Genomic DNA, 13,535 nt, shown 5'->3' on the forward strand with positions numbered 1-13,535 from the left:
GGACTCAACAGATCGTTGAAGTCGCTGGTCAGGGTTCATAACGTGAATCCCGCGGCCCGGATGCTCGCCACCTCGGCCGCTCCTCGATCACTCGATCACTCGATCACTCACTCACCGGACTGGAGATGCCATGTCTCGCATCGTTTCCCCGGCACGCCCCGGCAAGGCCACGCTCAAGCCCTCGCGCAGGCTCACCGCACTCAGCCTCGCCACCCTCACGGCGAGCGGGGCGCTGACGGCGGCGTTCTCCGCCCCGGCGCAGGCCGCGACGACCCCGCGGCCCCTGTTCAAGGCCCCGTTCAGCTGCAACGAGACGTGGGTGGGCACGAACGGCCGGCACCACTCGGATCCCGACTCGATCGACTTCAACTGGGGCACCGGATCCCAGGACAAGGGCAAGGCGGTACGGGCGAGTGCCGCCGGTACGGTCATCCGGTCCGGCCTGTACAGCGACGGCGTCTCCGCCGTCGAGATCGATCACGGCGGCGGGTGGAAGACCCGCTACCTGCACATGCAGACCAACACCCTGATCCGCAAGGGCACGAAGGTCACCGCCGGGACGATCGTCGGCAAGGTCGGCGACGTCGGCTCCCCCGGCGCGCACCACCTGCACTACGACCAGTACGACGGCACGAGGATCGTCCAGGCGTACTTCGACGGCGCGCCGTGGCGGCACACGACCGGCCGTGCCCCGATCAAGAGCACCAACTGCGGCCAGCCCACGCCGAACCCGGCCGTCTCCGGCCACGACTTCAGCGGCGACGGGAAGGCGGACGTGCTGGCCCGTACCTCGACCGGCGAGCTGTACCTGTACAAGGGCAGCGGAACCGGCGGCTTCCAGAGCGGCCGTACCAAGATCGGCAATGGCTGGAACGCCTTCAACACCCTCCTGACGCCTGGGGACTTCAGCGGCGACCGCAAGGCCGACCTGCTGGCCCGCAACGCGGCGGGCGCCCTCTACCTCTACAGGGGGAACGGAGCCGGCGGCTTCCAGGCAGGCGTCAAGATCGGCACCGGCTGGGGCGGCTTCACCGCCGTCGTGACGCCCGGCGACTTCACGGGTGACGGAAAGCCTGACGTGCTGGCCCGTACCTCGGCGGGCGAGCTGTACCTCTACAAGGGCAGCGGTACGGGTGGCTTCCAGAGCGGCCGTACGAAGGTAGGCACCGGCTGGAACGGCTTCACCGCCGTCGTCGGCGCGGGTGACCTCAGCGGAGACGGCAAGCCGGACCTCCTGGCCCGTACCACCACGGGGGAGCTGTACCTCTACAAGGGCAGCGGTACGGGTGGCTTCCAGAGCGGCCGGACGAAGGTCGGCACCGGCTGGAACGGCTTCACCACCCTCCTCGCCCCGGGCGACTACAACGGTGACCGCAAGGCGGACCTGCTCGCCCGCAACGCGGCGGGCGACCTCTACCTCTACAAGGGCACCGGCACCGGCGGCTTCCAGGCGGGCGTCAAGATCGGCAGCGGCTGGAAGGCGTTCACCGCGATCGCCTGACGATAGCGGCAGCTGTACGAGTTCCACACGGCCGGCGTTCCGCCCTCGAACGCATGCCCCGTCAGGCGTGGCACGATGGTGAGATCAGTCCAAGTGTCTGTCCTGTGGGGGGTGTTGGGTGGAGCCGTTGACTGGCGACGATCCGAGGCAGGTAGGGCCGTACCGCCTGCTGATGCGCCTGGGCGAGGGCGGGATGGGCCGGGTGTACCTGGGGCGTTCGCCCGGGGGCCGGACGGTGGCCGTGAAGCTGGTGCATGCCGGGCTGCTCGGGCTGCCGGGCTTCCGGGAGCGGTTCGCCCGGGAGGTACGGGCCTCACGGGCCGTCTCGGGGACGGGCACCGTGCCGGTGGTGGCCGCCGACCCCGACGCCGCGGTTCCGTGGTTGGCCTCCGCCTACGTACCCGGCCCCTCCCTCGCCGAGGCCGTGCACCGGCACGGGCCACTGCCCGAGGCGTCCCTGTGGCGGCTCCTGTCAGGACTGGCCGAGGCCCTTGAGGTGGTGCACGCCGGCGGGATCATCCACCGGGACCTGAAGCCTTCGAACGTCCTGCTGTCCCTGGACCGCCCCCTGCTGATCGACTTCGGGATCGCGCGCGCCGCCGACGGGGCCGCTCTGACCGGGACCGGACTCGTGGTCGGTTCGCCCGGGTACATGTCGCCGGAGCAGGCCGAAGGCCGGGAGGTGAGCGCGGCCGGCGACGTCTTCTCGCTCGGAGCCGTACTCGTCCACGCGGCGACCGGACGAGGAGCGTTCGGCAGCGGTACCGCGCCGGATCTGCTCTATCGGATCGTTCATCACGACCCCGACCTGAGCGGCCTGCCGGACGCCTTCGCCGTCGTCGTACGGGAGTGTCTGGCGAAGTCCCCGGAACACAGGCCCTCCCCGGCAGCGCTGCGAGCCCGAGCGGAAGCCGCACGGCCGAGCGGCGGAGCTGACTGGCTGCCGGCTCCGGTCGCCTCCGCGATCGCCCGCAAGGCCGAGCATCTGCTCAACCTGGACGGGGAGGAGGCCGCCCCCGGCGCCGGACGTGCCCCGATCCCACCCACCGCCGTCACGACCACGATGGGTCCCCGTCCGGCCCTCGATCTCCATGCCGCACCGACCCAGACGGCAGCCGCGCATGGTGTCCCCATTCCTCCACCCCCGCAGGCACCTTTCCGTCCCGGCGCGACCACCACGAACCGTCGCGGCCAGGGCGTCAAGTCCCTTCCATGGATCATCGTCGCCGCTCTCGCGGCGGTCACGGCGGTCACGGCGGGAGTCATCGCGGCCAACGCCGGCGACGGTTCTACGCCCTCCGGAGCCGGACCCGACATCACGTCGCCCCGTCCGACCCAACAAGTGACGGCCCCCTCGACCGAGCCGGCGCCGGAGGAGCCCTCACCCCTGGTCGGCGAGTGGCGCGGCAGCTACCACTGCACCCAAGGCGAGACGGGACTCACCCTCACCATCTCCCAGGACGCCGAAGCCCTCACCGCCACCTTCGACTTCTACCCCGTACCCACCAATGCCGACATCTCCCGGGGTTCCTTCGCCATGCGGGGGACCTACGCCGGCACGCACATGAGGCTCTACGGCGAACGGTGGCTCCAGCAGCCGGAGGGCTACGGCATGGCCGGCCTCTCCGCGGAGGTCACCGGGAAGTCGCCGCGGAGGATCACGGGATCCGTCACCAACACGGACGGCACGGCATCGGACAACTGCACCACCTTCACCGTGGAGAAGAGGTGAGCGCGCGGAAGGCGCCGGGCGCCGCGTGTCAGTCGCCGAAGCGGTCGTCGAGGTCCTGGTGGAAGTCGGCGCCGACGATCTGGGTGAACTCCGCGTAGGTGTGCTGCGGCGGGCCTCCGGCGGGGGTGCCGGCCGCCCGGAGGTGGGTCAGGGCGTCCGCGACGGCGCGGGTGGCGGTGAACAGGGCGGTCAGCGCGTAGAAGGCGAGGGAGAACCCCAGGTCCTGGAGGTCCTTGGCCGTGAGCGCGGTGGTCTCGTTGCCGTCCACGATGGACACCACCTTGGGTCCGTCGACCGCGGCGGCCACCGCTTCCAGGTCCTTGATGGTCTTGATGCCGTCGACGAAGACCAGGTCGGCGCCCGCGTCCTGGTACAGGTGGGCGCGGCGGACCGCCTCCGTGACGCCCTCCACGGGCAGGGCGTCGGTGCGGCCGATGATGAGCAGGTCGCCCGTCCCGCGCGCCTGGAGGGCGCACTTGAGGCGTCGGACGCCCCTCTCCGCGTCCAGGAGCCGTACGCCCCCGGTCTGTCCGCAGCGTTTAGGCATGGCCTGATCCTCCAGGTGGATCGCCGCCACCCCGGCCTGGAGGTGTTCGCGCACGGTGCGGTCGATGTTGCCCGGTCCGCCGTACCCGGTGTCGGCGTCCGCGACGACGGGGATCGACACCGCGCGCGTCATGTTCCGCGCCTGCTCGGTCATCTCCGTCTGGGTGAGCAGTCCGATGTCCGGCATGCCCAGACGGCTGGCCGTCGCACCGAACCCCGTCATGTACACCGCGGGAAAGCCCGCCGCCTCCACGAGACGCGCGGTGAGCGTGTCCGCCGCACCCGGCGCCAGGACGATCTCCCCGCTCCCCAGCAGACTCCTCAAGGACCCGCCACGATCCGACAACGCAACCTCATCCCGTGCCCGGCGGCCGGGCGGTTCGCCAACTGGTCGCGCCCATCCTGGTCTCTGCAGCAGCGTCGGGCAAGATGGAGAAGTCGGCGGCACAGGCAGCTTGAAACGTCCTGTCGGCTCGACGGGTCCGGCGGGTCCGGCGGCTAGGTTCTCCGCCGGCCGTCAGGATGCCTAGCTCTTGCCCAGTTCGGCGATGAAGAGCTCGGCGCACTCCTTGGACTCGCTGGAGCCGGCGAACACCACGGCCTTGATTCCGGCGCCCAGGTCGGACGCGGACCTGATCTTCCAGTCGCCCTTCGCCAGGATCTTCATTTCGGTGTCGCCCTTCCGGGTGCTCTTCTCCTCGGTCCAGCCGGCCTTGACCAGGGCCGCGATCGCGTCCGCGAAGGACTTGTGCGGATCGGCGGCCTCGCCGGGGTCGTCCGCCGCCCAGTTGACCATGCACGCCCTGAGCTCGGGCTCCACCGTGTCGATCGACGGGTCCTTCGTGAACCCGGCCTTCGTCGCGGCCGTGTCGATTTCCTTCGTCACCGTGGCCGCGTCCAGCTTCACGCCCTTCGAGCCCGAACCCCCGGACGAAGAGCCGCCCTCGCCGCCACACCCCGCCACGAGCAGCACCACACCAGTGGCCGCGGCCACCCACGTCACCTTGCGCACAGTTCTCCCAAATCGCCACGCACGAAGGTCCCTTACCCCCCGTAGAACAAGTGCCTATTTTCGCACGGAGGAGTTGATGGCGTGTTCGGTGAACTGGCCGCAGGGGCGGAAGCCCAGGCGCCGGTAGACGGGCTCGCCCTCGGCCGATGCCTGGAGGACCGCGACGCGGTGGTCACCGTCGCGGGCCGTACGAAGTGCCGCGAGGGTGATGGCACCGCCGTAGCCGCGTCGGCGGTGGGCGGCCAGGGTGGAGATGTTGTAGATGCCGTGGTGTCGAGGCGGGCCCCACCCACCAGGAGAAGCGACGCCCGGTACGCGCCAGCGTCCCGGCGGTCTCGGTGATACGTGCCGTGGCGGCGGCGACGGCGACGGCGTTGAAGCGGGGCGCCCCGCACCTGGACTCCGGTGCGGGGCGCCCATCGGCTCTGCCGCCTAGCTGCCTAGCTGCCTAGCTGCCTAGCTGCCTAGTACAGGTTGCCGTACGTCTGGTAGCCGGAGCCGATCTTCACGCGGGAGCTGAGCGCCGAGTTGGTGCCCGTGCCCACGTAGCGGTACAGGTCGCCCGCCGCGTTCACCGCGAGCAGGTCGGCGCGGCCGTCGCCGCTGATGTCGCCCGGCGCCACCAGCTTGGTGTACGAGCCCCAGCCGCCCCCGAGGTTCAGCCGGCCCGCGAACGGGGCCCTGGCGGAGCCCGTACCACGGTAGAGGAACAGGTTGCCGGAGCGGTCGCGGGCCAGGACGTCGGCGCGGCCGTCGCCGGTGTAGTCACCCGCGCCGAGGATCTGGTTGTACGCGCTCCAGCCGTCGCCGACCCGGATGCGGGAGGCGAAGCCCGTACCGGCGCCGTTGCCCTGGTACAGGTACAGGACGCCGGACTTGTCACGGGCCAGGAGGTCCGACTTGCCGTCGCCGCTCAGGTCGCCGGGGCCGACGAGCTGGTTGTAGACCTGCCAGCCGCCGCCGATGTCGCGCTTGTTCGAGGTGTTGATCAGGTGGCCCCGGTAGACGAACAGGAGGTCCGGGATCGTGTTGCCGTCCAGCGCGTACGCGAGCGTGATGTCCGCGCCCGCCCAGCCTCCGGTCTCGCTCATCTGCTCGCGGGCGGCGAGCTTGCCGTTGTTCAGGCCGCGGTGCCAGAAGAGGGTTCCGGCCTTGTCGCGGCCGAAGAACAGGGTCTTGCCGATGGAGGGGATGTTGCCCGCCCCGCCGAACTGCTCCACCCGGGTCCAGCCGGTGCCGGTCTGCGCCCGCGCCGTGAACGTACCGTTGCCGCGGCCGTAGTAGGCCCACAGGGTGCCGTTCAGGTCGCGTGCGAACACGTCGGCGCGGCCGTCGCGGTTGCGGTCGTCGACGGCGACGACCTGGTTGTAGACGTGCCAGCCGGTGGCGAGCGACTTGGCCCGCTTGAACGGCGCCCGCGTGTTGCCGGTGCTGCCGTAGAAGTACACCTTGCCGGACGGGGTGCGGGCGAGCAGGTCGCCCTTGCCGTCGCCGTCGTTGTCGCCGAGACCCACGAGCTGGTCGTACACGCCCCAGCCCGGGCCCACCTTGACACGGCCGGAGAAGGGCGCCGTCACCGAACCGGTCGAACGGTAGAAGTAGAGCTCACCGTTGTACTGGCGGGCCATGACGTCGGCCCTGCCGTCGCCGTCGACGTCACCGGGCGAGAACACCTTGTTGTAGATGTTCCAGCCGTAGCCCGTCCATCGGTGCGTGCCGGTGGAAATGGAGGCGTCCGCGTACAGCCGCAGCGAGCCGTTCGCGGAGACCGAGAGCACCTCGGGCTTGCCCGTGCCGTTCAGGTCGCCGAGCGGGACGAGGTCGAGGTCGCTGGTCGTGCCGGCGGTCTTGAACTCGATGTGCTCCCCGCCCGCGGACGGCGGGACGAAGGTGAAGCCGTTCCGCGTGCGATGGATCAGGTCGGTCTTGCCGTCGCCGGTCACGTCGAAACGGGGCTTCGGGACGGCCGTGGCCGCGGCGGCACGGGCCGTGGCGGCCATACCTGCCGTGCCGTCCAGCGCCGACTCGTCGAGCGTCGGCATCGCCGAGGTCTCGGTCAGCGGCCGCTCCAGCACGGGCCAGGGAGCCGAGTCGGCAACGGCGGGCGACGCCAGCAGCATGCCGGCGGAGAGGGCGAGCGCGGTGCAAGTGGTGACGTGGCTGGCACGCCCGGAGAACGCGAAACGCAAAGATCCCCCCCTGGGGAAAAATGAAAGGACCGGAACGGGGGTCCACAGCGCCTCCGCACGGCCACGGAAACGGGCACGTGCAGAGGGCGGACACCCCCCCGGATGTGTAGGCGGAGTGTACTCCCAGCAATGATCACGAGAACAAGCGAGTTTCGGAGTCTGTCAGATCCACCGGATCCACCGGGTCCGGTGGATCTGACACTCGGCCGGTGGCCCGGCCCGGTTCGCGCACGTGGGCGGTTGCCTTCCGAACACCGCTCGACCAAGGTGGCGGCATGCGTCGATTACCTTGACTCGCCCCGCTGCTGCTGCTGGCTGCCGGCTGCGGGCTGCTGCCGTCCTCCGAGGACCGGGCGACGGCCATGGCCCGGGAGGTGGCCACGAAGGCAAACCGGCAGCTGCTGTCGCACAACCAGGACACGCGCACGGCGGAGGAGGTCGGACGCTCTGCCTCCCTCATCGACGGGGTGACCGTGCTGCGGGTGACGGGGACCTCGACGTACGACGGGGACGGCGTCCATCTGGTGCTGCGCACGTACGGCTCGGTCAACGACGGATGGCTCTCCTCCAAGCAGTACAGGGTGTATCCCTGCTTCGCTGTGCGGGTGTATCACCGAGCCGACCGCGACGCGGCTCCCCAGCCGGTGGAATGCCCGGACGGTCCGCCGTTGGTCTTCGACCGGCTGTCCCGACCTCCCCATCTGCCGGGCAAGGAGATCCACGCGGAACTCCCCCGGGTACCAGAGGGAGGCGAGGTGGATGAGCACGAGGTACGCCGCGGTATCGCCTCCCTCCAGCTGGATCCCGCGATCCTCACCGAGACGAGGGCCGACGGCGGCCGAGTGGGCGTCCTCCTGCTCCTGCCGGCCGACGCCTTCCGAGACCAGGACTGCCTCCTCGTCCGCGTGGCCCCCGGCGCCACCGAGGTCTGGGCGCCGCCCCGGGCAACGCGGATGCTCGGCGGAGGCGGTTGCACCCTCGACAGCGCCCTGAACCCCCAGCGGTGAGGTCGCTGCGGCCGGGAAGCCGGAGACGGTCAGATCTCACACGCGGTGCCTTGGGCGGTGGTGCCGGTGAAGGAGAACGTGCGGTTCGGGGTCCAGGTGGTGCTGTGGAGGAGGCGGCTGCTCATCTGGGCCCAGCCCAGGGGGCTTGCGGCGATCACCCAGGCGTCGGGGGTACGGGCCGTCAGGCGGCGGGCCGGACGGAGCCAGGACGCGGCGTGCTCGGGCCAGTCGACCGTGTCCAGGACCTGGCCACCCCGGGACTGCCACGCGGCGGCGAAGGCCCCCGCCGCCGCGACGGAGGCGCTGTCGCGGCTGTGGCCGATGGTGACCGTGTGGTGTCCGGAGCGGGCCACCAGGCGGATGAGGGCGGCGAGTTCGGCGGGCGTGTGGGGCGCGGGCGGCGGGAGTGCGGCGTAGGCGGCCGCTTCGGCAGCGGGGATCAGGGGGGACGTGCGCGTCACCGTTCCTCCTGGTCGCGCGTACTTGTGTGCACCGGGTCAGGCCGCGTCGTGGAAGACGAGACCGAGGGCGTGGCGTCGGCCGCCGCGGACCGTGCTCACGCCGTGGCGTACGGCTCCGGCGGACCAGCCCCGTCGGGTGCGTACGGGGCGGTCGCGGGTGGTGAAGACCAGGCCATGACCTTGGGGCAGCGGGACGGTGGTGCCCCGCGACTGGGCGCGCGGGCGCTGCTCCACGAGGAGGAACTCGCCGCCTGTGTAGTCGGAACCGTAGGAGTCGAGACCGATCACGACCTGCATCGGGAAGACCATGTCGCCGAAGAGGTCGCGGTGCAGGGCGTTCCAGTCCCCCTCCTCGTAGCGCAGCAGAATCTGCGCTGAGCGGTCCTGTCCGGCCGAGTGGCACCTCGCGATCCACTCGTCGAGGGAGTCCGGCCATGGGGCCGGACGGCCCAGCCGTTCCGCCCACGCGCGGGCGATGGTGAGCAGCCGGGGGTAGAGAGCGGTGCGCAGGGCGGCCACGGGTGCGGGGAGATCGTGGGTGAAGTAGCGGTACTGGCCCGATCCGAAGCGGTAGCGAGCCATGTCGATGGTGGTACGGAAGCGCTCGGCGTCCTCGTAGAGGGAAGTGAGGTCGCGGCACTCGGCCGGGGTGAGGAGGGGCTGTGTCAGTGCGCAGCCGTGCGTGTCGAGTTCATCGGCCAGGGCCTGCCAGTCCGTGTCCTCGACCCGCGCCCGCCACGGTGGCGCCACGGGTGTGCCGAGTGGGTTGGGGTTCGGTGCGTTCATGGGTTTCCTTCAGTGGTGCGCCTGCCGTGTTCTTGGCTTCCATGCTCGGCGTCGGGCGGGCGGGGCGCTGGCACCTTTCCGACGTCGAGTTCCGGGAGCGAAGGTGGCTCGATCGGCCGGATCAAACGGTTCAGATGATTCAGACGGTTCAGACGGTTCAGACGGCTCCGACGGTTCAGACGGTCAGGTCGTGGTACGTCTGCCGTTCGCGTCGCACGGCAGGGTGCTCGCGGGGTGGTCGGTGGCGAAGTCCTCGGCGATGTCCTGCGCGGCCTCCTGCATCACGTCGCCCGTGACGCGGATCCGGCCGGAGAAGGGGCTGTCGATGTCCTCGATCAGCAGCAGGGAACCGGTGAACAGCACCGCCAGCACGCTCAGCAGGACGATGTGCGAGGGGCCCCGGTTGCGGGGCAGGCCGAAGGCGAAGGCGCCGACGGTGGCGGCCAGGGCCACGACCATGAACCAGTAGACGAACGAGGGGATGGCGGGGCTCGCCTCCGAGATCCGGGTCTGCCGGGCCTTGGAGCGTTCGTCGTCGGCTTCGACGAGGAGGGGGAAGGTGGCGTCCTCCTTGTGGGCGAGCTCCTTGAAGTGCCGGCGGAAGTCGGTGGACCACGCGGAAGCGACCGGCGACTTCGAGCCGCCCTCGGCCATGAGAGGCCACTCCGCGGAACCGATGGCCCGTGAGTAGCAGACGGCGGCGGCCTGGAGGCGTTCGCGCTGTGGCTCCGGGGCGTAGTCGGCCACTTCGTAGAGCTGGTCGACCCGGCCGGCCTCGGCCTCTACGGCCGCGGAGGCGGAGCCGTACGACTCGGCCGCGACGACGATGACGAAGGCGACCAGGAGGACGGCGAGTGTCTCCAGAGGGCTGACCAGGTCGCTGACGGACGCCTCGCCGTCGTCGTCGCCGTCGCCGACGTGGCGCCGACGGCGGTGGTTGTTGGCCAGCAGGCCGACTGCGAGGGCCGTGACGATCGCCACGACGGTGATGAGCGAGGTGAGGGTCATGGCCTGGAGGGGTCGGGTCGGTGGACGTCCCCGCATGCCCTGCCCACCGGGGAGGACGGGCGAAGGCGTGACGGGGCGGCCGGGTGGACCTGCGTCGAACGGTCGGCTGGAGTCCCCGGAGAGGGATCCAGCCGTAACCGCGGCGAGGCGTAGAGGGCCGACGCGGGAGCAATCGTGAACCACGCCTCAGCAGGCGGGTAGCGGGAATCCGTCAAGGGAGCCTCTTCAGGATCGCGAAGATGCGTTCAGCGCGACCACTGTCACGAGGTGCGCCGAAGGGGCCATGTCGTAGCCAAGCTTTCGGTCCGCACATTCGTGTGTCCAGCAGCATCCCCCCAATGGTCGACGCGCCGTGTCGCCCGCCTCGACCCGGCGCACCCGGCGGACCCGGCGGACCCGACGCACTCGGCGGACCCGCGAAGTGATACCCGTCCCCAGTCAGGTGAACAGCGCGTTCTCGCGTCCTGATCGGTGTGACCAGTGCTGTCGAAACGACCACACCCGCCCCCGCTGCCCCTGCCGCTCCCTCCGCCCCCGCCGTACCGACCCGTGAGGTCTGGCGGGCCCTCTACACCCACTTCCGGCCGCACCGGGCCGCCGTCGCGTTCGGCGCGGTGCTCGCGCTGATCGGTGCGGCGAGCGGGCTCGCGCAGCCGCTCGCGGCGAAGGCGCTGGTGGACCGGCTCGGCCACGACGAGCCGATCACCTCGATCCTGCTGATCCTGACGGCGCTGGTCGTCTTCGGCACGGCCGTGGAGGCGGTCGGGTCGTACGTGCTGGAGCGGACCGCCGAGTCGGTGGTGCTCGCGGCGCGGCGTTCGCTGATCGGGAGGCTGCTGCGGCTGCGGCTGCCGGAGGTCGAGCGGACCCAACCCGGCGACCTGATGTCGCGGATCACCTCCGACACCACCCTGCTGCGGGCGGTCACCACCCAGTCCGTCGTGTCGGCGGCGACCGGCGGGCTCTCGTTCGTGGCGACGCTCGTCCTCATGGGATTCATGGACCCCGTGCTGCTCGGTGTCACGGTCGGCGTCATCGTGCTGATCGGCGGGGCGGTCGCCGTGCTCATGCCGCGGATCGCGGCGGCGACCCGGCGCTCGCAGGAGGCGGTCGGCCGGATCTCCACCGTCCTGGAGCGCGCCTTCGGCGCCTTCCGGACGATCAAGGCGTCGGGCGCGGAGGCGCGGGAGACGGCCGTCGTGGACGCGGCGGCGCGGGATGCCTGGCGGCACGGCGTGAAGTCGGCCAAGTGGCAGTCGCTCGCGGGCTCCTCGATCGGGCTCGCCGTGCAGGTGTCGTTCCTGGCGGTCCTCGGCATCGGCGGCGCGCGGGTCGCATCCGGGGCGACGTCGATCTCCTCCCTGATCGCCTTCCTGCTCTTCCTCTTCTACTTGATCGAGCCGATCTCGAAGCTGGTGGAGGCGGCGACGCAGTTCCAGGTGGGCTCGGCGGCGGTGTCGCGGATCCTGGAGGCCGAGGCACTGGAGATCGAGGAGCTGGAAGTCGCGGGGCCGAAGGTCGCGGAGCCGAAGGTCGCGGAGCCGAAGGTCGCGGAGCCGAAGGTCGCGGAGCCGAAGGTCGAAGCGCGGGAGTTCGAGTCGCTGGACACCGGGAAGACCGGCGCCGGGACGGCGGTCTCGGCGCGGAGCGGCGGGCGCGGGCCGGCGTCCGTGGTCTTCGAGGACGTCACCTTCCACTACCGCGACGACCTCCCGGCCGTGCACCGAGGCGTGTCCTTCGAGGTGCCCGGGCGGGGCATGACGGCCTTCGTGGGGCCGTCGGGGGCCGGAAAGACGACGTTGTTCGGGCTGATCGAGCGCTTCTACGAGACGACCGGCGGCCGGGTCCTGGTGGACGGCAGGGACGTACGGGAGTGGCCGCTGGCCGAGCTGCGGGCGTCGATCGGTTACGTGGAGCAGGACGCGCCCGTCCTGTCCGGCACCCTGCGCGAGAACCTCACCTTCGCGGCGCCGGACGCCGGCGAGGAGGAGATCCGCCGTGTTCTCGTACGCGCCCGCCTCGACGCGCTCGTGGATCGGCTGCCGGAGGGACTGGAGACGGTGGTCGGCCACCGCGGCTCCAAGCTGTCCGGCGGAGAGCGGCAGCGGGTCGCCATCGCCCGGGCGCTGCTCCGCAGGCCACGGCTGCTGCTGCTCGACGAGGCAACCTCCCAGCTGGACGCCGTGAACGAGCTGGCCCTGCGCGACGTGGTCGCGGAGGTGGCCCGGGAGACGACGGTCCTCGTCGTGGCCCACCGGCTGTCGACGGTGACGCTCGCGGACCGGATCGTCGTCATGGAGGCGGGCCGGGTCCGCGCGGTGGGCACACACGCGGAACTGGTGGAGGGCGACGACCTGTACGGGGAGCTGGCGGCGACGCAGTTCCTGACGACGGCGTAGGAATCGCGCGCCGCGAGCCGGGGCCGTACAGCCGAGGTTCACCGGGGAAGGATCGGACGGACCTGGAGCACGGCGCGCTTCAGGTCCGGTTGGGTCAGGCCGGGAGGAAGGTGGGGCGTCCCATCCACCAGTTGCCGGGCGCGGCGGGATCCGTGCTGGTCCAGAACCCGATGATCGCGTCCGTGAACTCGGCGGGCGACAGCGTCCCGTCGCCGTCGGTGTCGAGGTGGCCGAACGCCTCGGCCGCGCTCTCCTCGGTCAGCTCCGGAAAGTGCCCCCGCTGGAAGGCCAGGAACTCGGCGGGGCTGATCCGGCCGTCCTGGTCGATGTCGGCGATCCGCAGGTAGGTCTCCGCGATCCCACCGAGGGCAGCCCTGGCGGCCTCGGGATTGTCGGCGAGTGTACGGGTCGAGGCGACGAACCGCTCCCGCGAGAGTTCCTCGGTACCGGCCGGGAGGAACGGCAGGTGCACCTCCCGCCAGATGGCCAGGTAGGCCCCGATGATCCGCTCTTCCTCGGGGGAGCCCTCGGCGTGGCCGAGGGAGGACGCCACCCGACGGCCCATCTCCACGTGGTCCTCCTCGGTCAGCACACCGTTCCCGTTCACATCGAGCTTGTCGAAACCCTGCTCGATCTTCGCCGTCAGAAAGCCTTGCTCAGCCATCACCGCTCCTCGGATATGCGCGCGCTACGGCAGGACACTGGAGCGCCCCGCCGAGCAGGGCAACGACGATCCAACCAGAAGGAAACGCACGGTGGGGCAAGATCGGGCCGCGGCGAAGGGGGTGGACGGCGTCGCTACGCCTGCGGGCGGGAACGCCGCCACGGCCGCCCGTGTACTCCCCCGTCACCGGCGGCGCCGGAGCGCGCCTCCAACTCCCCCACCCCGTTGCC

The 13,535-nt window shown here is 71.0% G+C and carries 11 protein-coding genes and 1 pseudogene; 4 read left to right on the forward strand and 8 right to left on the reverse strand.

Annotated elements, in window-relative coordinates; all coding sequences use genetic code 11:
* Positions 1-130: 130 nt before the first annotated feature.
* Together ACFXMG_RS01660 and ACFXMG_RS01665 are read left to right on the forward strand one after the other, a co-directional pair.
* The gene (locus tag ACFXMG_RS01660) at positions 131-1,501 is read left to right on the forward strand and encodes an FG-GAP-like repeat-containing protein (RefSeq protein ID WP_383813720.1); all 1,371 of its coding nucleotides are present in this window, start codon (positions 131-133) and stop codon (positions 1,499-1,501) included.
* A 172-nt stretch (positions 1,502-1,673) separates the two neighbouring features.
* On the forward strand, positions 1,674-3,233 hold the full coding sequence (locus ACFXMG_RS01665) for a serine/threonine-protein kinase (protein WP_383813722.1): 1,560 nt from the start codon (positions 1,674-1,676) through the stop codon (positions 3,231-3,233).
* 28 nt (positions 3,234-3,261) lie between these two features.
* Here ACFXMG_RS01665 and ACFXMG_RS01670 read toward each other — a convergent pair whose 3' ends face one another.
* The 4 genes and pseudogenes from ACFXMG_RS01670 to ACFXMG_RS01685 all read right to left on the reverse strand — a co-directional run bounded on the left by ACFXMG_RS01670 (position 3,262) and on the right by ACFXMG_RS01685 (position 6,980).
* A complete protein-coding gene (locus tag ACFXMG_RS01670) occupies positions 3,262-4,104 on the reverse strand; it encodes an oxaloacetate decarboxylase (protein WP_383813724.1) in 843 nt (280 codons plus the stop codon).
* A gap of 201 nt (positions 4,105-4,305) precedes the next feature.
* On the reverse strand, positions 4,306-4,773 hold the full coding sequence (locus ACFXMG_RS01675; protein WP_383813726.1) for a hypothetical protein: 468 nt from the start codon (positions 4,771-4,773) through the stop codon (positions 4,306-4,308).
* Positions 4,774-4,845: 72 nt separating this feature from the next.
* Positions 4,846-5,064: pseudogene (locus ACFXMG_RS01680) on the reverse strand (GNAT family N-acetyltransferase); the annotation flags it as partial.
* 191 nt (positions 5,065-5,255) lie between these two features.
* Complete coding sequence (locus ACFXMG_RS01685; protein ID WP_383813728.1) at positions 5,256-6,980, reverse strand: FG-GAP repeat domain-containing protein; 1,725 nt, start codon at positions 6,978-6,980, stop codon at positions 5,256-5,258.
* A 374-nt stretch (positions 6,981-7,354) separates the two neighbouring features.
* Between ACFXMG_RS01685 and ACFXMG_RS01690 the strand changes: the two genes are divergently transcribed.
* Complete coding sequence (locus tag ACFXMG_RS01690) at positions 7,355-7,987, forward strand: translation initiation factor IF-2 (RefSeq protein WP_383813730.1); 633 nt, start codon at positions 7,355-7,357, stop codon at positions 7,985-7,987.
* Between the two features lie 29 nt (positions 7,988-8,016).
* Here the strand turns inward: ACFXMG_RS01690 and ACFXMG_RS01695 are convergent, their stop codons facing one another.
* From ACFXMG_RS01695 to ACFXMG_RS01705, 3 genes are all read right to left on the reverse strand, one after another.
* On the reverse strand, positions 8,017-8,448 hold the full coding sequence (locus tag ACFXMG_RS01695) for a hypothetical protein (protein WP_383813732.1): 432 nt from the start codon (positions 8,446-8,448) through the stop codon (positions 8,017-8,019).
* 36 nt (positions 8,449-8,484) lie between these two features.
* Positions 8,485-9,234 carry a 2OG-Fe(II) oxygenase gene (locus tag ACFXMG_RS01700; protein WP_383813734.1) on the reverse strand — a complete coding sequence of 250 codons (750 nt, stop codon included), beginning with the start codon at positions 9,232-9,234 and terminating at the stop codon, positions 8,485-8,487.
* Between the two features lie 183 nt (positions 9,235-9,417).
* Positions 9,418-10,242, reverse strand: a complete 825-nt coding sequence (locus ACFXMG_RS01705; protein ID WP_383813736.1) for a hypothetical protein — start codon at positions 10,240-10,242, stop codon at positions 9,418-9,420.
* A 473-nt stretch (positions 10,243-10,715) separates the two neighbouring features.
* Here ACFXMG_RS01705 and ACFXMG_RS01710 point away from each other — a divergent pair, with 473 nt between their 5' ends.
* The gene (locus tag ACFXMG_RS01710) at positions 10,716-12,641 is read left to right on the forward strand and encodes an ABC transporter ATP-binding protein (protein ID WP_383813738.1); all 1,926 of its coding nucleotides are present in this window, start codon (positions 10,716-10,718) and stop codon (positions 12,639-12,641) included.
* A gap of 94 nt (positions 12,642-12,735) precedes the next feature.
* Here ACFXMG_RS01710 and ACFXMG_RS01715 read toward each other — a convergent pair whose 3' ends face one another.
* Positions 12,736-13,305 (reverse strand): EF-hand domain-containing protein, encoded by a 570-nt coding sequence (locus ACFXMG_RS01715; RefSeq protein WP_383813739.1) that lies wholly within the window; start codon positions 13,303-13,305, stop codon positions 12,736-12,738.
* Between the last annotated feature and the right edge of the window lie 230 nt (positions 13,306-13,535).

The sequence above is a fragment of the Streptomyces sp. NPDC059201 genome, assembly GCF_042754585.1.
In the GTDB taxonomy this organism is placed as follows: Bacteria; Actinomycetota; Actinomycetes; order Streptomycetales; family Streptomycetaceae; genus Streptomyces.

Coding starts and splice junctions, on each gene's coding strand:
- ACFXMG_RS01660 (WP_383813720.1), top strand. CDS start 131: ATGTCTCGCATCGTTTCCCCGGCACGCCCCGGCAAGGCCACGCTCAAG.
- ACFXMG_RS01665 (WP_383813722.1), top strand. CDS start 1,674: ATGCGCCTGGGCGAGGGCGGGATGGGCCGGGTGTACCTGGGGCGTTCG.
- ACFXMG_RS01700 (WP_383813734.1), bottom strand. CDS start 9,234: ATGAACGCACCGAACCCCAACCCACTCGGCACACCCGTGGCGCCACCG.
- ACFXMG_RS01705 (WP_383813736.1), bottom strand. CDS start 10,242: ATGACCCTCACCTCGCTCATCACCGTCGTGGCGATCGTCACGGCCCTC.
- ACFXMG_RS01715 (WP_383813739.1), bottom strand. CDS start 13,305: ATGGCTGAGCAAGGCTTTCTGACGGCGAAGATCGAGCAGGGTTTCGAC.